Here is a 22,348-nt window from a genome sequence, read left to right as displayed (position 1 = left end):
ACCCCCATCATAACGCTCGCTTCAAGGCTCGTCAATGAATGAAAAAAGAGGGAAATTGTCATGTTTCGACAACCCCTCTTCGACGATTTTTGCTATCCGTTCGCTCAATGTTTCTCCCTATTTCTTTATCTACTATTCTATTTTTTTCTCTAATATCACTTTATGAGATGGTTTAATAGTTACTTTGTTCAAAAGTAAACTTACTAGCGAAGTGCTTTCATCGCAATATCCGTACGATAATGTTTTCCGTCAAAATGAATGCGATCCGCAGCTGCATAGGCTCTCTCGCGAGCCTCTGCAATGTCGCGTCCGATACCCGTGATACCGAGTACTCTGCCGCCACTTGTAACGATGGAACCATCTGCTTGGCGAGCTGTCCCTGCGTGGAACACAACTGCATGTTCCATAGGTTGGTCTAAACCTGTGATTGGCAAACCTTTCGGGTACTCACTTGGATATCCCGGAGATGCAAGAATGACACATACCGCAGAATCCTCGCTCCACTCGATAGGTAGATCAGCCAAACGTTCTTCGATAGTAGCAAGTACGATTTCTAGCAAATCTGTTTTCAAGCGTGGAAGCAGAACTTGCGTTTCAGGATCGCCAAAACGAGCGTTGAACTCAATTGTCTTCGGCTTGCCTTCCGGTGTGATCATGAGTCCTGCGTACAGAATGCCTTTGAATGGGCGACCTTCCTGTACCAATGCTTGCGCACATGGCTTCACAATCGTCTCAATGGCTTCGTCTACGATGGACTGGGCAATGTGCGGAACAGGGGAGTACGTGCCCATGCCGCCTGTATTTGGACCTTTGTCACCGTCAAAGACTGGTTTGTGGTCTTGAGAAGGCACCATAACGCGAACCGTATTACCTTCAACGAATGCAAGCAGCGACATTTCTTGTCCTTGCAAGAATTCTTCGATGACCACCTGCGCCCCTGCCGATGCGCCAAATACTTGATCCTGCATGATGTCTGTAAGAGCTTGCTTTGCCTCGATCATCGTCTGTGCGACGATTACACCTTTACCGGCAGCTAGACCGTCTGCTTTGATCACGATTGGTGCAGACTGTTGCTCTAGGTAAGCAAGTGCTGCCTCGTAGTTATCGAAAGTTTCGTAAGCTGCTGTTGGAATGTTGTACTTCGCAAGTAGATCCTTCATGAACTTCTTGCTGCCTTCGATTAATGCGGCATTCGCTCGCGGTCCGTACGCGACGATGCCTTGCGCTTCTAGGTAGTCGACCATACCTGCTGCTAGTGGATCATCTGGTGCAACGAAGACGAGGTCGATCTGCTGATCTTTAGCGAACTGTGCTACTTGCTCGAACTGCATTTCGTTGATCGGCACGCACTCCGCAAGTTCAGCGATTCCGCCGTTACCCGGTGCACAGAACAGCTTCGTAACTTTCTGGCTTTGGCTGAGCTTCCAGATGATCGCGTGCTCACGCCCGCCTCTTCCTATGACTAGTATTCGCATTGTGCCTCCTGGGGGAGAGCATGTGTAAAAGTCTAACTACTTCGGTCCAAAGAAGTAACTTCCGGCCGCTGTCTCAATCGTGAAAGTTTGAATTGACTAAGTGGTAATTTCACGATTTCAAAGGCGAACGCTATCGCTCCTGCAGTTACTTCTTTTCCCCTACGTTCGACTTTTACACATGCTCGTATTTTTTTATAAAAGAATAAGTTCAAGTTCTTTAAACACTCATTCATATCTCTACTTTGTTACTATCGCTACATCTTTCCATATCTCAGTAAACCACACGCGCTCAATTTCTGACCATCTTCGATCTAATCTTTTTCATAAACATATTTCTATTAAACCTTCTGCTACATCCTATTTCTTTTAAAATCTTAGATCTAGTAACTCTTCTTGTTTCTATCTCTTTATTCTGAATCTCTTTTTCAAGATCATCTAACAATCGTGCAATCTATAAATCCCTATCTCTTAACTCGACCAAACTAATCACAAGACTCCCTAACCTGATCATGAATCACTCCAAAGTCTAAAATCGCCTAAGCGATAACATGAAATCCTAAGCGGTTAAACCTAACTCTCGTAACTCTGACCTCTTAGTCCTCAATGAAAAACTATCCTTATATAAATCCAGTAAGCATGGTGCTAATTAGGTCAAATGGCGAGCTTCGATTATTAAGAGCTACCACCTTTCCCAACAGCACCCGGCCATCCTAACTATTAGTGTCTAAAATGACGTACACCCGTCATCACCATCGCGATACCATGCTCATTCGCAACGCGGATGGATTCCTCGTCCTTGATGGAACCGCCCGGTTGAATCACGGCTTTAATACCTGCCTTAGCGGCGATCTCAAGAGTGTCGCCCATTGGGAAGAACGCGTCTGAAGCAAGAACTGCTCCATGTGCAAGGTTACCTGCTTGTTCAATAGCAATACGTGCTGCGCCAACGCGGTTCATTTGACCTGCTCCTACACCGATTGTCATGTCATCTGCCGCAAGTACGATTGCGTTGGACTTCACGTTCTTCACGACTTTCCAAGCGAATAGCAATTGCTTCATTTCCTCTTCAGTTGGCTTGCGGTCAGTCACAACATTTAGATCACTTTCCGTAAGTGCGTAGTCATCACGATCTTGGACCAACATACCGCCATCGATAGATGTAATAACAGGCTTCGCCTTGCTTGCAGATGCGTTAACGTCTAATTTAAGCAGACGGATGTTTTTCTTTTTCGTTAAGATATCTAGTGCCTCAGTCGTAAAGTCCGGTGCAATGACGATTTCTAAGAAAATTTCATGTAATAGCTGTGCTGTCGCTTCATCAATCGTACGGTTAGCGGCTACAATGCCGCCGAAGATCGATACGGAGTCTGCTTCATACGCTTTGCGATACGCATCCACAATCGTTTCTCCGATCCCAACACCGCATGGGTTCATATGTTTTACCGCTACGACAGCAGGTTCGCTGAACTCTTTTACAATCTGAACAGCTGTATTCGCATCATTGATGTTGTTATAGGACAATTCCTTGCCATGCAATTGCTCAGCAGATGTTAAGGAGCCTGCAACAGGAAGCGGATTGCGATAGAATGCCGCCTTCTGATGCGGATTTTCTCCATAGCGCAAATCTTGAACCTTCTCATAAGTGACGGAATAGCGTTCAGGGAACACTTCCCCTTGCTGCTCGCTCAAGTAATCCGAGATTAGCGCATCATAAGCGGCTGTGTGACGGAATACTTTAGCTGCTAAACGTTTACGTGTCTCCAGCGTCGTATCGCCGCCCGCACGAATTTCCTCAACTACCTTCGCATAGTCCCTATTATCCACAACAACCGTCACGAACGCATGGTTCTTCGCCGCTGAACGCAGCATTGTTGGTCCACCGATATCGATGTTCTCGATCGCATCTTCATATGTCACATCAGGCTTCACAATCGTCTCTGCAAAAGGATACAGATTGACCACGACGAGGTCGATATAGTCAATGCCAAGTTCCTTCATCGTCGCTTGATGCTCCTTCGAATCACGAATTGCAAGCAGTCCGCTGTGGACGTTCGGGTGAAGGGTCTTCACACGTCCATCTAGAATTTCAGGAAATCCTGTCACATCGGAGATGCCGACAACAGGTAAGCCCTCTTTTTCAAGTAAAGATTTCGTTCCTCCAGTAGAGATTAACTCCACACCTAAATTCACCAACTCACGTGCAAAATCGACCAAACCGGTTTTGTCAGATAAGCTGATTAACGCTCTGCGGATTGCCATTATTAATAACCTCCTGTGTTATGTGTTGCGTTATTTTTAATTTATGTCTGTGTTCATCCCCACCCCATCAAGACGGATGAGTCGTATTCAAGTGAACATGTCTACCTTCTAATCGAACTTGCCCCTTACTAAACCAATTAATCACCTTCGGATACAACTGATGCTCTGCTTCATGCACACGATGGAGTACCATCTCTTCCGTATCGCCATCGTTAATTTCAACCACTTGCTGCGCAATAACAGGGCCGCTGTCTAGCCCACCATCAACCAAATGAACAGTTACACCCGTTAATTTCACACCGTAATCCAGTGCTTGTTTCACAGCGTTCATACCAGGAAAAGCAGGGAGTAGCGAAGGATGCACATTGATGATTTTGCCGTAAAAAGGTTCAACGAGCTTGCTCGTAATGAGCCGCATATAACCAGCCAGCACGATCAGGTCAATCTGATGCTCATGAAGCTGATGCACGATCTCTTCCTCATACGCCTCGCGTGAAGCATAGTCCTTCGGTTGAAAAACAAAAACAGGCACTCCCGCCTGCTTTGCTTTGTCCACGACAGGTGCATTCGGACGATCGGAGACGAGCAGAGATAGCGATACTTCAAGCTTTCCCTGCTTAATTGCATCCTCAATCGCTGTAAAATTCGAGCCGCTACCCGAAGCAAATACCGCAATCCGATACTCGCTCATGGACTAGACCACCGCTCCTGTAAACGTCACGATGCGATCACCTGTTGTCACTTGTCCGATCTTGTAAGCCACTTCGCCCTGCTCAGCTGCAATACGAATCGCTTCGTCTGCTTCTTCAGCTGGAACGATAATGATCATCCCAATTCCCATATTGAACGTGGTGAACATGTCACGATTCGTGATATTGCCCTCACGTTGCATCAATTCGAAGATCGGTAGAATCGGCCATGAGCCATACTCGATATCCACGTTAACACCTACTGGCAGCACACGAGGGATATTTTCGATAAAACCGCCGCCTGTAATGTGTGCTAGACCTTTAACTTTAACCTTCTCTAGCATCGCCAAAACTTGCTTCACATATATACGTGTCGGCGTAAGAAGAACATCACCTAGTTTTTGGCCATCAAACTCCGCGATTTCATCGTGCAACGTATAGCCCTTATCTTCAAGCAAAAGCTTACGTACTAAGGAGAAACCGTTGGAATGAACGCCAGAAGACGCAAGTCCAAGCACAACGTCACCAGCTGCAATTGTGGAACCATCGATCATCTTGCTCTTGTCTACGATTCCAACTGTAAATCCAGCGATATCGTACTCGCCCTCTGCGTACATACCCGGCATTTCAGCCGTTTCGCCGCCGATCAGCGCACAACCGGACTGTACACAGCCGTCTGCAACACCTTTGACGATAGCTTCAATTTTCTCAGGTACAACTTTATCACATGCGAGATAGTCTAGGAAAAATAACGGCTCAGCGCCTTGCACGACGATATCGTTCACACACATCGCAACTGCATCAATACCAATGGTGTCATGCTTATCCATAGCAAAAGCAATCTTCAACTTCGTGCCTACGCCATCAGTTCCTGATACGAGAACAGGCTCTTCATATTTATCTTTATTCAGGCCGAACAATCCGCCGAATCCGCCAAGTCCACCCATCACTTCAGGACGCATCGTGGACTTCACGTGCTTTTTCATACGCTCAACTGCTTCGTTACCTGCCGCGATATCGACGCCGGCTTGTTTGTACGCATCGGACACTTCGTTCAACTCCCAAATTTGTTTTTGAAAAATAGCTGGTTCGTGCGGGGGCTGGTGAGGAGGTGGGTTGTGGCTTACTGCGAGCTGCATATATCCTTTCGTCCGCTGTTGAAATCGTGAAGTTTGAATTGGATTTATGGTATTTTCACGATTTCAAAGGCGGATCGCTTCCGCTCTCCAGGACATATGCTGCTCTTCGCCAGCCCCCCTACCTCCTCACCAGCCACACCTTCTTTGAGACAATCACTAACGATCTTTTCACTCCGTTATGCATCTATGCTCACCATCTCTGACTCGGCGAGCCAAGATTTTACATGGGAACGATTGCTTCGCTCCGTTCTTACAAGTGTTTTACTTTCTTTAATGTTGAGAATCTATCAATATTATTGAGCTACAATCCAACACATGATAAACGAGGGAGTTTCACTTCGTTTATAAAATTCTTTTCTACCCACTAGAGTGGGTTCAGAAAGTTTAACGAAGAGGAATGAGGGTGCTGGAGGAGCGTAGCGTTCGCCTTTGAAATCGTGAAAATACAATTAGATAAATTCAGAATTCACGATTGAGACAGCGACCGGAAGCACCCTCATTCCACGCAGTGATCCAACTTTTTGAAACCGCTCCTCCCACTTATCACTTCACAGCAGTTACAACAGCAACCACTTCATCATCAACTTCAGTCGGATACTCATTATCAAAGCACGCCGTGCAATAACCGTGCTTGAACTCATCCGCCGTACGACCAATGGAGTCTAGCAAGCCATCTTTGCTCAAAAAGTACAGCGAGTCTGCATTAATCTTCTTACGCATTTCTTCAATAGAGTGTGAAGATGCAATCAACTCTTTGCGACTCGGTGTATCAATCCCGTAGAAGCACGGGTTCTTGAACGGTGGTGAAGATATCCGCACATGCACCTCAGTCGCACCCGCTTCACGAAGCAGATTGACGATGCGCAAGGACGTTGTGCCACGGACGATGGAATCATCGATCATGACGACACGCTTTCCCTCAACAACACCGCGTACGGCGCTAAGCTTCATCTTTACACCTTGCTCACGCAGTTCTTGACTTGGTTCGATGAATGTACGTCCTGTGTAACGATTCTTGATTAAGCCCAGCTCATACGGAATTCCCGTCTGCTCGGCATAGCCGATTGCTGCGGAAGTCGAAGAGTCAGGCACACCAGTGATAATGTCCGCATCGACGAATGCTTCCCTTGCAAGCTGCTTACCCATACGCTTACGTGCCGTGTGCACGTTAATTTCATTCATGTCCGAATCTGGTCTTGCAAAATATATATATTCCATCGAGCAGATTGCTCGTTTTTGTCGATCTGCAAAACGATCTTCATGTAACCCATTCCGATCCAGAACAAGCAGTTCCCCCGGAAGGACGTCACGCACATAATGACCACCAACTGCTTCGAACGCACACGTTTCGGAAGCGAACAGATAGGCATCACCCAAGCGACCAATCACAAACGGACGAAGTCCATGTGGATCAAGTGCTGCAATGAGCTTATCTTTGGTCAAAATAAGAAACGCATACGCGCCTACTACTTGCGACAACGCGTCCTTAACCGCATCCTCGATCTCATCATGCTCCGATCGTGCGATCAAGTGGGCGACAACTTCCGTATCGGAAGATGTCTGGAAGATCGAGCCCATTTTCTCAAGCTTACGACGAATTTGTTTCGCATTCACTAGATTCCCGTTCGTTGCAATCGCAAGGTCACCCTCGCGATACTTGAACACAAGTGGCTGCGCATTCGCCAGTTTACTCTCACCTGCCGTTGAATAACGTACATGTGAGATCGCTGAAGTTCCAATTAAGCTTGGAAGGTTCGTATTGTTGAACACTTCCTTCACAAGTCCCATCCCACGATGGTAGTGGAAGTTGTTCGCATCTGCTGTACAGATGCCAGCACTTTCCTGACCACGATGCTGAAGAGCATGCAGTCCATAGTAGCAGAGGGAGGCAGCATCCTCGTGTCCGAAGACACCAAAGACGCCGCACTCCTCGCCAAGTTTATCTAACACACCAGCATGAGCATTCATGCCTTCGTTGTAGTAGTCACCAGACCACAATCCCTGCCCAACTTTTATTTCATTAGACATGGGATCGCATCCTTCCAAGTCTTTTCGAGCGAACGAACAGAAGCACTTACAGCTCCTTTTCCATTCACTTGAATGTTTAATTCTTCACCTTGCACCGTACCGATTACTTGATGCGGAACTCCTTGGGAAACAATCCATTCCACCAAAGCATCTACTTTAACAGCTGTTGTCGAGAGTAAGATACGGGATTGGCTTTCACTGAATAACGCATGATCAGGACGTAATTCGCTCGCAAAATTCACTTCTGCACCAATACCTGATGACATACAGGACTCTGCTAATGCTACTGCAAGACCGCCCTCCGACAAGTCATGTGCAGAAGCAACAAGACCTTGCTGAATTGCACCTAGTACTGTCTTATGCAACCGTTTTTCTGTTTCCAAGTCAAGCACAGGCGGACGACCTTCTGTAACGTTGTGAACGATATATTGGAATTCAGAGCCACCAAGCTCTGCTTTTGTTTCACCAAGTAAGATGATCACATCGCCAGCTTGTTTAAACGCTTGTGTTGTAATGTGGTCCGTATCATGCACCAAACCTACCATTCCCACAACAGGGGTTGGATAAATCGCGCCTTTTGCATTCTCGTTATACAAGGACACGTTACCACCGATAACAGGTGTATCCAGTACACGACAAGCTTCCGCCATACCATCAACAGCTTGCTCCATCTGCCAGAAAATTTCTGGCTTCTCAGGCGAACCGAAGTTCAAGTTGTCTGTAATCGCAAGTGGTTCAGCACCGGAACATACAATGTTACGTGCTGCTTCACTCACTGCAATACGTCCACCAACCGCTGGATCTAAGTACACATAACGTCCGTTACAATCCGTCGTCATTGCAAGCCCTTTACGTGTTCCACGAATGGATACAACAGCTGCATCTGAACCCGGACGAACAACCGTAGACGTACGAACCATGTGATCGTATTGATTGTAAACCCACTCTTTGCTCGCAACAGTTGGGGATGCTAACACTTTAGCAAGCGCATCATTTAGGTCTGTCACTTCGGCATAACGAGTCGTATCGATATCTGCATTTGCTTCATAATAAGCTGGCATTTTCGATGGCTTATCATATACTGGACACTCATCCACAAGTGCTGTAACCGGCATATCACCAACTACCTCACCGTTATGAATCAACTTCAAGCGACCATCGTCGGTTACCTTACCAACCTTCGCACAGATCAATCCCCAACGAGTGAAAATTTCCGTCGCTTGCGCTTCATGCTTCGGCTCCACAACGAACAACATACGCTCTTGGGATTCCGACAACATCATCTCATAAGCCGTCATACCTTCTTCACGCTGTGGAACTTCATCTAAGTACAGCTCCATGCCGTTGCCAGCCTTGGATGCCATCTCTGCGGAAGAACAAGTAAGTCCTGCTGCACCCATATCTTGAATACCAAGAACGATACCTGTATCGATCAATTCAAGACAAGCTTCAAGCACTAATTTTTCCATAAAAGGATCCCCGACCTGAACCGCAGGACGCTTCGCTTCTGACTCTTCAGTTAGCTCCTCCGAGGCAAATGTCGCTCCGTGAATCCCGTCACGACCTGTTGCAGGACCCACATAGAACACCGGATTGCCTACACCCTTCGCTACACCACGCTGAATTTGGTCGTGGTTGATCAAACCGACGCACATCGCGTTCACGAGTGGATTTCCTTCATAACTTTCATCGAACATCACTTCGCCGCCAACAGTTGGAATCCCGATACAGTTTCCATAACCCGCAATACCGGATACGACGTGCTCGAACAAATATTTAACACGATCATTCTTAAGGTTCCCGAAGCGAAGTGAGTTCATTAATGCAACGGGACGTGCACCCATAGAAAAGATGTCACGAATGATGCCGCCCACACCTGTCGCTGCGCCTTGATAAGGCTCAATCGCCGAAGGGTGGTTGTGACTTTCAATTTTGAAAACAACTGCTTGGTTATCACCAATATCTACGATACCCGCTCCTTCACCCGGACCCATCAGAACGCGAGGTCCAGTTACAGGGAATTTGCGAAGTAAAGGCTTTGAATTTTTATAGGAACAGTGCTCCGACCACATGACCGAGAACACGCCGATTTCAACGTAATTAGGCTTACGCCCAAGGAACCCGCAAATTTTTGCGTACTCATCATCCGTTACACCCATCTGCTTATACACTTTTTGTTCCGCAATTTGTTCTGCGGTTGGTTCCTTAACGGACAACTGCTGCGTCATGTTGTTTCCTCCATGTGTTCAGAATCGATGTAAACATTCGCTTACCATCACTTGATCCGAGAAGATCGCTTACAGCACGCTCTGGATGCGGCATCATCCCTACAACATTACCTGCCTTATTGCATACCCCTGCGATATCATCGATTGCGCCATTTGGGTTCGTACCTTGCTGATAACGGAACACGATTTGATTATTCGCTTGTAGTTCTGACAGAGTCACTTCATCCACATAGTAATTGCCTTCGCCATGTGCGATCGGAATCGTAATGATTTCACCTTCTTGATAATCACTTGTAAAAGGTGTGTTTGCATTCACAACTTCCAAATTCGTAGGGTGACAGAGGAATTTCATGCTCTTGTTACGTAGTAGCGCACCAGGCAATAATCCTGCTTCCGTCACGATTTGGAATCCATTACAGATACCCAGAATGTACTTGCCTTGCTCAGCTGCTTCAATTAACGCCTGCATTACAGGTGCAAAACGGGCAATCGCACCGCAGCGTAAGTAATCACCGTAGGAGAAACCTCCTGGGATTAGAATACAATCATAGCTTGATAGATCAGTAGCAGTATGCCATACATAATCGACTTGCTGGCCAACCGTATCCTCCACCGCTTTATAGCAATCGATATCACAATTCGATCCCGGAAATACGAGAACCGCAAATTTCATCAGGGTACCTCCTCAAGTTTGTAAGTCGAATGATCTCATTTCTGAATGTTGGGAAACTTCAGTATACGAGACTTCTATGCGCTCAGTTCAAAGCGATAGTCTTCAATCACTGTGTTCGCTAGCAATTTCTCGCACATCGCCGTAACACGCGCTTCAGCTTCTGCACGATCTGCCGTATCCAGTTCAAATTCCATGTACTTGCCAATTCGAACCTTACCCACTTCCTCAAAACCCATCGCATGTAAAGCGCCTTGAACGGCGCTTCCCTGCGGGTCTAGAACATTTTGCTTAATCGTAACGTAGACAGTTGCTTTCATTAGGGTGAATCCTCCTCTATGAATGACGAAATCTATGATATTAGCAATTCTAGAAAACTAGTAATCTATTCAGCTTGCTGCAATTGCGCAAGAAGAAGACCCAAGATTTGACGATAACGAATCGATGTTGCTTCCACCACTTCATCAGGCAGCGGTGCAGGCTGTGAATTTTTATCCCAACCGGAATTAGCTAGGTATGTGCGAACAGGCTCTTTATCCAAGGAATCCATCTCAACATCCAGCTCATATTGGCTCTCTGCCCAGAAACGGGAAGAATCCGGCGTGAACATCTCATCAATTAGAATGATTTCATCCCCGATAAAACCAAATTCAAACTTTGTATCTGCTAGTAAAATACCGCGCTGCTCACAATATGAATGTGCAAGCACGTAAAGCATAATACTTTTCTGTAGCAGCTGTGTCGTTAGACGTTCGCCTAACCACTCACGCATTTGCTCGATCGTAATGTCCTCATCGTGACCGACATCATTTTTCTTCGCAGGTGTGAAGATTGGGCTTTGCAGACGTTGGTTCTTGCGCATGCCTTCAGGAAGCTCATGACCGTTCACTTTACCTGTCTCCAGGTATTGACGCCAGCCGCCGCCCGTTAAGTAACCGCGAACCACACACTCTACTGGAATACGAGTTGCTTTACGCGTCACCATAATGCGGTAGCGAAGTGCTTCTTTGTCAGTAACCAAGTCATCAATTTGGTCAATGTCTGTATGAACCACATGGTTCGGCATAATCTCAGAAGTCATATCGAACCAGAAACCTGTAAGTAAGTTCAATACGTCTCCTTTAAAAGGAATCGCAGGCTCCAGCACATGATCGAATGCCGAAATACGGTCCGTAACAACGATTAGCAAGTGTTCCCCAAGATCATACAATTCGCGAACTTTGCCTTTATATAGCAGCGGTGCTTTTACCAAGTGCACCGCTGTTGTTAATGTTTGTGACAAAAGATTCAACCTCCCATTTTTCATATGCGTGTACAAAAGTCTGTTCACTACGGATAAAAGAAGCACTTCCGGTCGCTGTTGAAATTGTGAATTTTGAATTGATATTATTGTAGTTTCACAATTTCAAAGGCGAACGTTTCACTCCTTCAGTTGCTTCTTTTCTCCTACGTTCGACTTTTGACCACACTATTTCAATCCTAAACGATCGAAGATCGTATCCACATGCTTCAAGTGCCAGCTTGGGTTAAACGCATCTTCAATTTCCTCTGCACTTAATACATCTGTAATTTCAGGCGTATTCATCACGATGTCACGGAAAGAACGTTGTTGTTCCCATGCTTCCATCGCGCGCGGTTGCACCGTATCATACGCTTTTTCACGAGCATAACCTTTATCGATCAGCTTCGTCATAATGCGGCCAGAGAATGGCACATCATACGTTGCTTTCATGTTTCTCTTCATATTCTCAGGGAATACCGTTAAGTTCTTCACGATGTTTCCAAAGCGATTCAGCATGTAGTTCAGCAAGATTGTTGCATCTGGTAAAATGATACGTTCCACAGAAGAGTGGGAAATATCGCGTTCATGCCACAACGTCACGTTCTCATAAGCGGATACCATGTGTCCACGAATGACACGGGAAAGACCGGAGATGCTCTCACAGCCAATTGGATTACGCTTATGCGGCATTGCGGAAGAACCCTTCTGACCCTTTGCAAAACCTTCTTCAACCTCACGAACTTCACTCTTCTGCAAAGCACGAATTTCAGTTGCGAACTTATCCATCGAAGTCGCGATCAGTGCAAGTGTAGCCATGTAATCCGCATGACGGTCACGCTGCAACGTTTGTGTCGAGATCGGAGCTGCTTTCGTTCCCAACTTTTCACATACATAGCTCTCTACAAAAGGATCAATATTGGCGTACGTGCCTACTGCGCCAGACATTTTACCGTACTGTACGCCATCCGCTGCAAGGCGGAAACGCTCCAAGTTACGCTTCATTTCTTCGTGCCACAGTGCCATCTTAAGGCCAAACGTAGTAGGCTCTGCATGCACACCATGCGTTCTGCCCATCATCGCAGTATGTTTATAAGCAATCGCTTTTTCACGTAGAATCTCAATGAAATTGATTAGATCTTTTTCGATAATATCGTTCGCTTGACGAAGCAAATACCCAAGAGCTGTATCTACAACGTCTGTTGAAGTTAGACCGTAATGCACCCATTTGCGCTCATCGCCTAGTGTCTCGGACACCGCACGTGTAAAGGCAATTACGTCATGGCGTGTTTCTTGCTCAATTTCATAAATGCGATCAATGTTAAAGCTAGCATTCTCACGAAGAACTTTCACATCTTCCTTCGGAATCGCACCAAGCTCCGCCCATGCCTCGCATGCTAGAATTTCAACTTCAAGCCAAGCCTTAAATTTATTTTCTTCCGTCCAAATTCGCGCCATTTCTGGGCGGCTGTAACGTTCAATCATGTTCCATCCTCCTAATCTCGACTTCCGCTGTTCTCTACTGTAGAGTTTTCCTCAAAAGTTAGGCCGCTGCGAATCAAGGGAATACTTCCGGCCGCTGTCTCAATCGTGAAATTTGAACTTATTTAATGGTATTTTCACGATTTCAAAGGCGATCACTTCGTTCCTCCAGTACACCCTTTATTCTTCGCTTGACTTTTTCGTCACACTCTACATATTTTTCCAAATAGCCGAGTCTTCTATCCATTTAAGTGCTTTTTCTACATCATTCGTCAAAAGATTGACATGACCCATCTTCCGTTTCACTTTCGCGTCACTTTTACCGTACAAATGAATCTTCGCCGTCACATCAGTTGGCAGATCATTTTGTTGCTCCGACCATTGCATCAGCGGCTCGACATGCTCGCCAAGTAAGTTCACCATTACAACAGGTGTAAGCAGCTCCGTACTGCCTAACGGCAAGTTGCAGATCGCTCTCACATGCTGCTCGAACTGACTTGTATGACAAGCTTCCATAGTATAATGCCCGGAATTGTGCGGTCTTGGGGCAAGCTCATTCACGTAAATCTCACCGCTTGATGTCACGAACATCTCTACGGCAATAAGTCCAATTACACCAAGTCCTTCGGCGATCCGAATCGCAAGTTGCTCAGCTTTGCGCTGCAATTCATCTGACACACGTGCAGGAACGATCGATACGTGCAAGATATTATCCACATGCACATTCTCAGCCACTGGGAATGCTTTCACTTCACCGCGTGGACTTCTTGCTGCAATCACCGATATTTCCTTGTCAAAATGAATAAACTTCTCCAGTACAAGCTCTGTTTTAGCTTGACTAAGCGTAGCGTAAGCATCCGTTACTTCATCTAATGTACGGATTACCCACTGCCCTTTGCCATCGTAACCACCAGTCGCTGTTTTGAGCACACAAGGAGTTCCGAATGCAAGTACACCTTCACGCAACTTGTCCTCACTGTCGATTTCTAGGTAAGGTGCAACACTTACACCCGCTGCTTCAATCGCACGTTTCTCACGGAGTCGATGCTGCGTTGTATAGAGCAATTGACTGCCTTGCGGAACATAAGATTGCTTCATTAGAAGTTCCGTTACCCTTGCATCCACATTCTCGAATTCATAGGTGATCACATCCGATTGCTCAGCCAATTGCCGCGCTGCTTCCAAATCGTCATAAGCTGCTACAATTTGCGCATCTGCCACCTGCCCACATGGAGCATCTTTCATCGGATCTAGCGTCACGAAGCGATATCCCATTGCTCGACCCGCAAGCGACACCATTCGACCAAGCTGCCCTCCACCTAGTATACCAATTGTACTGCCTGGTAGAATAACATTGGACACTTCTATCATAACAGTTCACTGCTTTCCAGCACAGCTTGCTTCGTCTTCTCGCGACGTTCACGTACCTTTTCTTGCAACTCCTTGTCGAATGCACCTAGCATTTGTGCGGCGAGTAGTCCTGCATTCGCAGCTCCTGCTGCTCCGATCGCTACAGTTGCAACAGGAATTCCTGCTGGCATCTGCACAATCGATAGAAGGGAATCTAGACCGTTCAGTGAGCGGGACTGCACCGGTACACCAATGACGGGAAGTTCAGTCTTCGCTGCTACCATACCCGGTAAATGTGCGGCACCGCCTGCACCTGCAATAATCACCTTGAGACCACGTTTAACCGCTGTTTCCGCATACTCGAACATCAAGTCCGGTGTGCGATGCGCAGATACGACCTTTTTCTCATAAGGTATAGCCAATTCGTCCAGAATGTCACAAGCTTTCTTCATCGTTTCCCAATCGGATTGACTTCCCATGATGACCCCTACATGCACTGACACGTTTCATCCACTTCCATTCTTCTATTATTCATTCTTCCAAATTAGCATCTTAACCAAAAAAACAAAAAATCCAGAAATTTACCGAGTAACTCGATTTTCTGGACTTTGGGATGCTAAATAAGCATGTTGATCCCACGCCATCTTTTTAATAGAAGGAGTTAACCAACAAGCACATCCTCGTAGTCCAAAAATTTGTGGTTCTCGGGTAGAGACTTTCAGGCCATATCCCTGAATTTATACGAGTAACTTACCTATTCAATTCATTTTGCCAAAACGCCTTGTTGCTAATAGCTTTTTAGCTCCTTTAGTGTAACAGCAGCTACCTTAAGATGTCAATTTCAAAAAACGAACATTTTTCAAATTTATTGTTAATAACATTCGTGTTTTACTTCATTAAAGGATAGAAGACATGTCATGTATCCATCTTAAATCCTCAATTTGTTTAAAAAAAGAGACCCCTGACTTGCGTCAGGAATCCCTCTTATATGTTGTTATTATCTAGAATCGAATGCGCTGCGCAAGCCATCCCCGATAAAGTTAAAGCACATGATTGTAAGGAAGATCATTACACCTGGAGCAATAGGAACCCATGGTGCTTCAAGCATGATTTTCAAGCTTGTTGCACCTTGTAGGATGTTACCCCAACTTGCATCCGGTGGTTGAATACCTAGACCTAAGAAACTTAGGGAGGATTCAGTTAAGATCATACTGCCCATTTGCAAAGAAGCAGAAACGATAATCGGTGCTAAGGAGTTTGGCAAGATATGACGGAAAATGATACGGAAATCCGACATTCCGATCGTACGTGCCGCATCCACAAACTCGCGATTTTTCACAGACAAGATCTGTCCGCGTAATAGTCTCGCTTTACTCATCCAACCAAAGGCTACTAACACTATAATAATATTGGTTAAACTCGGTTTAAGCAAAGTTACAACCGTAATTAGCATAAACATCATTGGGAAAGCAAGCATAACGTCAACAAAACGCATCAAGACTGCATCAATCTTACCTCCGTAGAAACCCGCTATGGAGCCTACAACGATACCAATGATTACGTTAAATACTACTGCGAAGATACCTACTGCGAGTGAAACACGTCCTCCATACAATACTCTTGAGAGTACGTCACGTCCTAAATCATCTGTTCCCAGCCAGTGTGCACTACTAGGTGCTTTAAGACGAGCCAACAAATCTTGTGCTGCCGGATCGTACGGTGCAATGAATGGAGTTATTAATGCTAAGACTACAAGAGTGACAAGAAGAATGAGACTGACTAGCGCCATCTTGTTGCTTTTGAATCTTTCCCAAGCACGGTTCTTTGGCTTAACTAGAACTGGCTGTTGGTTGGAAATCGCTACGTTCATCTTCTCACCCCTTCACTTCTTGTTTACTTAGACTTACACGTGGATCAAGGAACGCATAGGAAATGTCGGCAAAGATATTACCAGCAACAGTAAGCACTGCACCAAGCGTCGTTATAGCGAAGATAACCGGATAATCCCGTTGGAATGCCGCATCTCTAAACAATGCTCCCATTCCTGGAATGGAGAAAATGTTTTCGAGAATAAGGGAACCTGCAACGAAACCCGGTACTGCTAGCCCAAGTAGTGTAGCAAGAGGAACTAGCGCATTGCGCATACCGTGAATCCCTAGAATACGACCAGGCAATAAACCTTTGGACTTTGCAGTCCTCATGTAGTCTTGATGAATAACTTCAAGCATGCTGGAACGAATGTAGCGTAACCAGATCGCTACCTCAGCGAATACCATTACGGAAATCGGCATAATCATATGATGTACTCGATCCCAAAAGCCAGTTGATCCACTAATAGATTGCAAGCCACCAGTTGGCAGCCAACCAAGCTTAACACCGAACACCATCAATAGGATTAGTGCAAGCCAGAATCCTGGAACCGATATCCCTGTAAAACTAATCCCTGAGACAATACGGTCAAACTTAGAGTTCTCCTTCAAGGCACAGATAATCCCGAGCGGTATTGCAATCAACATGGATATGATAAAGCTCGTAACAGTCAAGAGTAACGTTGTAGGCAATCGATCTATAACGATCTTAAGAACAGGTTCGTTCTTCATGTAAGAAATACCAAAGTCCCCTTGCAGCATGCCGGTGAGCCATTCCCAATATTGAGTAGGAAGCGGCTTATCCAAGCCGTACGCTTTGATCATATTTTCTTTGTCTAAGGCCGTAATGGTCGGATCCTCAATGTATTGCGACAGAGGTGAACCCGGAGCCAAGTGGATAATGGCGAATGATATGATCGTGATGCCGAGAAGAATAGGAATGGCGTTTAGAATACGTCGTAGTGCATATTTGACCACCGGATGTCACTTCTTTCTTTTAAGACTTTGTATTACTTCGTGAAGTACCACTTCTCGATTTCTTTCAAACCGTCACGTTGTGGGTTATAACCAGCAAGATTGCTTGGGTAAGCATTTGTTGAGAAACCAGAGTACAAGAATGTGTAAGCTTGATCTTCAGCTACTAGAGCATCCACTTTATTTAGCAACTCTTTACGTTTGTTTTTATCAAATGTATTCAAATCTTCGTCGATCAACTTGTCTACTTCAGGGTTGCTGTAACCAGTGATGTTCATACCAGTTTCAACTTCGCTGGAGTGCCATGTACCACGTGGGTTCGGATCTCCAGAAATGCTCCATGCACCGAATACAGACTCAAACTTCTTATCTGTAATTACTGCTTTGGAATATGCAGAAGATTCAAGCATACGAATGTTCATGATAATACCGGCTTTTTTCAATTGCTGTTGAACAACCGTCATTGCTTTCTCACGAACTTTGTTACCTTGAACACCAGTCATTTCGAATTCAAACTTCTTGCCGTCTTTATCTAGAACACCATCGCTATCGGAATCTTTCCAACCAGCGTCAGCTAACATTTTCTTCGCTTTATCAACATCGTAGTTAAACTTCGGAACGTTGTCCGTGAATGTCCAGTAAGTTGGAGGTGTTTGAGCGTGCATAATTGTACCTTGGCCCTCGATAACACCGTCAATAATACCTTGACGATCCATTAGCATTGTCAAAGCTTGACGTACAGCCTTATCTTGGAACAATGGATTTTTCAAGTTCCAACCAATGTAGCTATAGCTGCTTGTTTTAACGCCTTTTTCAAGCTTGATCTTACCGGATTGTTTCGCATAGTTTTCAATAACAGACAAGTTATCAACAGGTACAGTAACTTGATTAATTTCACCCGTTTGCAATTGAGCCATCATTGTGTTTGCATCACCAAGGATCTTGATGTTAATTTTGTCAATGGACGGCTTGCCACCATAGTAGCTATCTACACGGCTGAATTTCAAGAATTGACCTTTTTTCCACTCATCCAATTTGTATGGACCAGAACCGATTGGATTTTTCATGAAATCGGACTTATCCATATCTTTAACTGGCACATCTTTCAAAATGTGTTGTGGCAAGATGTTGTAAGGCATCATATCGATGTAGCCTGCATTTGGCTCTTTAAGTATAAATTTAACTGTTGTATCATCAACTTTTTCAACCTTCGCAACGGATGTAAATGTACCTTTGCGTGGTCCTTTGTAATCAGGGTTAAGTGCAACGTTGTATGTGAATACAACGTCATCAGCAGTTACTGGTTTACCATCTGAGAACTTCACATCGTTACGGATTTTAATTGTCATTTGCAATTTGTCATCGGAGAAAGTCGGTTGACCTACTGCCAAATCTGGAACGATTTCTTGCTTCTCGTTAAATTTGTACAAGGAGCTGAATACTAGCTCGATTACTTCAGAAGAAGTTGTACTTGTAGCCCAGAAACGAATAAAGCCTTGAGGATCTCCAAGGTAAGCCGTTGTGATTTCGCCACCGTCTACCTTTTCTTTTGCTGCTGCAGCAGGAGAAGCTGCAGGTGTTTCTGTTGCGCCTGACTTGTCACCGCAAGCGGATAGGAACAAGCTAGTTGACATTAATGTTGCAAGAGCAACTGTTCCGTACTTACCAAAAGATTTTGTTGTCATGATGTGAACCCCTCTCTAATTTACAATTTTTTTATATGAAATGGCAGGATGCAAAGTGCCCCGGCTCCACTTCTGCAAATATTGGTCTTTCAATACGGCAACGCTCCACTGCATGTGGGCACCTTGGGTGGAACGGACAACCTGATGGTGGGTTTGCCGCATTCGGCACTTCACCACTAAGTACAATACGCTCACGTTTTGCACCAATCTCAGGTTCAGGTACTGCAGATAGTAATGCTTGTGTGTATGGGTGCTTCGGATTGTCGAACAATTGGTCACGAGTACCACTTTCAACAATTCGACCTAAGTACATTACCGCTACACGATCGGAAATGTGTCGAACAATGCTGAGGTTATGAGAGATGAATAGGTAAGAAACTTTGGTTTGTTTTTGCAAATCGCCTAGTAAATTCACAATCTGAGCTTGAACGGAAACGTCTAGAGCAGATACAGGCTCGTCCCCGATAATAAGCTTCGGATTCAGTGAAATCGCACGAGCAATCGCAATACGTTGTCTTTGACCGCCTGAGAACTCGTGAGGATATAATCCTGAAGTATGGGGTCTTAAACCAACCATTCCTAATAGTTCCTCAGCGCGTTTCATCGCATCTTGTTGACTTAGACCACCTTGGATCACCATCGGCTCAGCAATTGCTTTACCAATTGAAATACGTGGGTTCAAGGATGCGAAAGGATCTTGGAAGACACATTGCATATCTTTACGAAGTGGACGAAGTTGCTTCTGGCTCATTTTGCTAATATCTGCTCCGTCAAAACGGATTTGACCAGAGGTTGGATCAAGCAAACGAAGAATCAATCGGCCTACTGTCGATTTACCACAACCGGATTCACCAACAATACCGAGTGTTTCTCCTTCATATACATTAAATTCCACACCATCTACAGCCTTGACAGTACCTTTTTTTGCACTACCGCCAATTAAAAAATGCTTTTTAAGGTCTTTGACCTCAAGAAGTGGAGTATTCACTTTCTTTATCCCCCTTTTGCGTATGCTAGACCAAGATGCAACGAACTTTATGTCCCGAGTTAATTTCGCGCAATTCAGGCATTTTATCTCGGCAAGTGGCAGTTGCTACTGGGCAACGCTCTGCAAAGCGACAACCTTCAGGGAATGCTCCAGCTGGAGGTACTGTACCAGGAATTGGCTGCAATTTCTCGATTGCGCCAGACATACGAGGAGTGGATTGTAACAATCCTTTCGTATACGGATGCTGTGCTGACGTAAAGATCGTGCGAACATCAGCCGTCTCCACGATTTGTCCTGCATACATAACAATGACTCGGTTTGCCATCTCAGCTACTACGCCAAGGTCGTGAGTAATGAACAACACGGACATATCAGTTTCATCTAATAAGTTGCGAATAAGGTCCAATACTTGCGCTTGGATTGTTACATCCAGTGCAGTTGTCGGCTCATCAGCAATCAGTAAATCTGGTTTACAGGACATTGCCATGGCAAGCATGACACGCTGTCTCATACCGCCAGATAAGCGATGTGGATATTCTTTACGAATTCGTGTAGGTTCTGGGAACCCAACGCGTCTTAACCAATCTTCAGCAATTTTCACTGCTTCTACTTTGGAGACTTTCAAATGCTTCGTAATCGATTCTGTTAATTGGAAGCCAATCGTTAGAACCGGATTTAGGGAAGTCATGGGCTCTTGGAAAATCATCGAGAGTTTACCACCACGAACTTCTGCCATTTCTTTTTTATTAAGTCCAACAAGGTTCTTTCCACGGTACCGGACTTCGCCACTTGCAATCTCTCCAGATTGAGGAAGAAGTTGCATAAGTGATAGGGATGTCATACTCTTGCCACAGCCGGATTCACCAACTAATGCGACTACTTCATTCGTCCCAATTTCAAAATCAATGCCGTCGACAATAACCTTTTCATTCTTCTTTTTGTCTTTGAACACCGTCTTCAGTGCTTTAACTTCTAAAATAGCTTTCTGCATGCTGCTCACCTTCATTTCAGTCCGGTTAAATAGGTGCAAATAGTGCACTTGTCTCATTTTAAGGTTTATTGACCACGTTGTCACTAACTTTTTTAAAAATTCTTTATACATTTTTATTTGAAAATTATTGAAATAATGAAATCGGATGTAGTATACTAGAATAGTTTTCTTGAATATACTTTTATTACCAGTGGTTAATAATCTATGAGAATACTCACAAACCGCATTCCACCAGCGTTTTATAATGTTTTTTGTCATATAAACGTAACAATATTTTACAAAGATTTAGTTTCCATATATTGAAAAGTCATATTACAATTATTTAATCATATTTTTGCATAAATATAATAAATACCACCGTATTAAACGCCCTTTTCCTAACATTCAAACACTTTTAACAATAAAAAAAGACCCTCCTAACCCTCAGCTAGAAAGATCTATACCCATTTGCTATTCCCTATACCAACATCCCTATTTAGCCTATGATAGCTTTGAAACCTACAGCCCCACCTTATAACTAAATGCCTACATTAAGCTGATCTATTTATTATTTGTGATAATAGACCCATTCCAATAACAAAAGTATGTAATCGCCTCATATGGACTCCCAGCAGCCCAAATTGGAGTTATCCCATGGATGTGCACAGAATGTGCGTAAGACAACAAAGAACCTCAAGATTTGAATCCGAAGGTTCTTAAATTCGCACAATTCTGTGGACAAGTCAAAATTAATCACGAACTTATCCAGATATCCTAGCTTTCAATTAACATATGCACAGCCAACATGCAATTTACGAATTAGTTATTCACAAAATAAAAAAGCTGCCCCTGATTAGGCTGCAGCTTTTTCTGTTTGCTCGGCAACGTCCTACTCTCCCAGGACCCTGCGGTCCAAGTACCATCGGCGCTGAAAGGCTTAACGGTCGTGTTCGAGATGGGTACGTGTGGTTCCCTTTCGCCATCGTCACCAAACAAGTTAATTGTGCAAGGCTTATGCCTTGAAAACTAGATGCGAATTGAAGAATAAAGCGGTTTTACGAATTAAATTCGTTATTTTAGATAAGCCCTCGACCTATTAGTATTGGTCAGCTCCACACGTTACCGCGCTTCCACCCCCAACCTATCAACCTCGTCGTCTACAAGGGGTCTTACTAATTGGGAAATCTCATCTTGAGGGGGGCTTCGCGCTTAGATGCTTTCAGCGCTTATCCCCTCCGTACATAGCTACCCAGCGGTGCTCCT

Annotated in this window: 17 protein-coding genes, 2 rRNA genes and 1 riboswitch; all 19 genes read right to left on the bottom strand. The window is 44.8% G+C overall.

The window, feature by feature from the left end; genetic code table 11:
• Positions 1–203: 203 nt before the first annotated feature.
• A complete protein-coding gene (purD, locus tag NV379_RS17995) occupies positions 204–1,475 on the bottom strand; it encodes a phosphoribosylamine--glycine ligase (RefSeq protein WP_258208729.1) in 1,272 nt (423 codons plus the stop codon).
• Between the two features lie 717 nt (positions 1,476–2,192).
• Positions 2,193–3,734, bottom strand: coding sequence for a bifunctional phosphoribosylaminoimidazolecarboxamide formyltransferase/IMP cyclohydrolase (purH, locus tag NV379_RS17990; RefSeq protein WP_258208728.1), 1,542 nt, complete (start codon positions 3,732–3,734; stop codon positions 2,193–2,195).
• A 67-nt stretch (positions 3,735–3,801) separates the two neighbouring features.
• Positions 3,802–4,425, bottom strand: a complete 624-nt coding sequence (gene purN / locus NV379_RS17985) for a phosphoribosylglycinamide formyltransferase (protein ID WP_258208727.1) — start codon at positions 4,423–4,425, stop codon at positions 3,802–3,804.
• A gap of 3 nt (positions 4,426–4,428) precedes the next feature.
• Positions 4,429–5,472: a phosphoribosylformylglycinamidine cyclo-ligase gene (gene purM / locus NV379_RS17980; RefSeq protein ID WP_258208726.1), complete on the bottom strand. Its 1,044-nt coding sequence runs from the start codon at positions 5,470–5,472 to the stop codon at positions 4,429–4,431.
• 633 nt (positions 5,473–6,105) lie between these two features.
• Positions 6,106–7,590, bottom strand: coding sequence for an amidophosphoribosyltransferase (purF, locus tag NV379_RS17975; protein WP_258208725.1), 1,485 nt, complete (start codon positions 7,588–7,590; stop codon positions 6,106–6,108).
• Complete coding sequence (gene purL / locus NV379_RS17970) at positions 7,575–9,818, bottom strand: phosphoribosylformylglycinamidine synthase subunit PurL (RefSeq protein WP_258208724.1); 2,244 nt, start codon at positions 9,816–9,818, stop codon at positions 7,575–7,577. The genes purF and purL overlap by 16 nt, the downstream gene beginning before the upstream one ends.
• Complete coding sequence (purQ, locus tag NV379_RS17965) at positions 9,796–10,491, bottom strand: phosphoribosylformylglycinamidine synthase subunit PurQ (protein WP_258208723.1); 696 nt, start codon at positions 10,489–10,491, stop codon at positions 9,796–9,798. The genes purL and purQ overlap by 23 nt, the downstream gene beginning before the upstream one ends.
• A gap of 74 nt (positions 10,492–10,565) precedes the next feature.
• Positions 10,566–10,808, bottom strand: a complete 243-nt coding sequence (gene purS / locus NV379_RS17960; RefSeq protein ID WP_258208722.1) for a phosphoribosylformylglycinamidine synthase subunit PurS — start codon at positions 10,806–10,808, stop codon at positions 10,566–10,568.
• Positions 10,809–10,873: 65 nt separating this feature from the next.
• On the bottom strand, positions 10,874–11,794 hold the full coding sequence (locus tag NV379_RS17955) for a phosphoribosylaminoimidazolesuccinocarboxamide synthase (protein ID WP_258208721.1): 921 nt from the start codon (positions 11,792–11,794) through the stop codon (positions 10,874–10,876).
• Positions 11,795–11,956: 162 nt separating this feature from the next.
• The gene (gene purB, locus NV379_RS17950) at positions 11,957–13,252 is read right to left on the bottom strand and encodes an adenylosuccinate lyase (RefSeq protein ID WP_258208720.1); all 1,296 of its coding nucleotides are present in this window, start codon (positions 13,250–13,252) and stop codon (positions 11,957–11,959) included.
• 207 nt (positions 13,253–13,459) lie between these two features.
• The gene (purK, locus tag NV379_RS17945) at positions 13,460–14,620 is read right to left on the bottom strand and encodes a 5-(carboxyamino)imidazole ribonucleotide synthase (protein WP_258208719.1); all 1,161 of its coding nucleotides are present in this window, start codon (positions 14,618–14,620) and stop codon (positions 13,460–13,462) included.
• Positions 14,617–15,078 (bottom strand): 5-(carboxyamino)imidazole ribonucleotide mutase, encoded by a 462-nt coding sequence (gene purE / locus NV379_RS17940; RefSeq protein ID WP_373426128.1) that lies wholly within the window; start codon positions 15,076–15,078, stop codon positions 14,617–14,619. The genes purK and purE overlap by 4 nt, the downstream gene beginning before the upstream one ends.
• A 184-nt stretch (positions 15,079–15,262) precedes the next feature.
• Positions 15,263–15,364, bottom strand: a riboswitch (purine riboswitch).
• Positions 15,365–15,596: 232 nt separating this feature from the next.
• On the bottom strand, positions 15,597–16,469 hold the full coding sequence (opp4C, locus tag NV379_RS17935) for an oligopeptide ABC transporter permease (protein WP_258208717.1): 873 nt from the start codon (positions 16,467–16,469) through the stop codon (positions 15,597–15,599).
• A 4-nt stretch (positions 16,470–16,473) separates the two neighbouring features.
• The gene (locus NV379_RS17930; protein WP_258208716.1) at positions 16,474–17,445 is read right to left on the bottom strand and encodes an ABC transporter permease; all 972 of its coding nucleotides are present in this window, start codon (positions 17,443–17,445) and stop codon (positions 16,474–16,476) included.
• A gap of 32 nt (positions 17,446–17,477) precedes the next feature.
• Positions 17,478–19,127 (bottom strand): peptide-binding protein, encoded by a 1,650-nt coding sequence (locus NV379_RS17925; protein ID WP_258208715.1) that lies wholly within the window; start codon positions 19,125–19,127, stop codon positions 17,478–17,480.
• A gap of 31 nt (positions 19,128–19,158) precedes the next feature.
• The gene (locus NV379_RS17920) at positions 19,159–20,115 is read right to left on the bottom strand and encodes an ABC transporter ATP-binding protein (protein WP_258208714.1); all 957 of its coding nucleotides are present in this window, start codon (positions 20,113–20,115) and stop codon (positions 19,159–19,161) included.
• 25 nt (positions 20,116–20,140) lie between these two features.
• Positions 20,141–21,106, bottom strand: coding sequence for an ABC transporter ATP-binding protein (locus tag NV379_RS17915; RefSeq protein WP_258208713.1), 966 nt, complete (start codon positions 21,104–21,106; stop codon positions 20,141–20,143).
• 855 nt (positions 21,107–21,961) lie between these two features.
• A 5S ribosomal RNA gene (gene rrf, locus NV379_RS17910) occupies positions 21,962–22,078 on the bottom strand.
• An 83-nt stretch (positions 22,079–22,161) separates the two neighbouring features.
• Positions 22,162–22,348 (bottom strand): 23S ribosomal RNA (locus NV379_RS17905); the annotation flags it as partial.

The sequence above is a fragment of the Paenibacillus radicibacter genome (assembly GCF_024721995.1).
GTDB classification, from domain to species: Bacteria; Bacillota; Bacilli; order Paenibacillales; family NBRC-103111; genus Paenibacillus_AM; species Paenibacillus_AM radicibacter.
The sequence above is the reverse complement of the archived record's forward strand: the minus strand, read 5'-3'. Positions and strand labels throughout refer to the sequence as shown.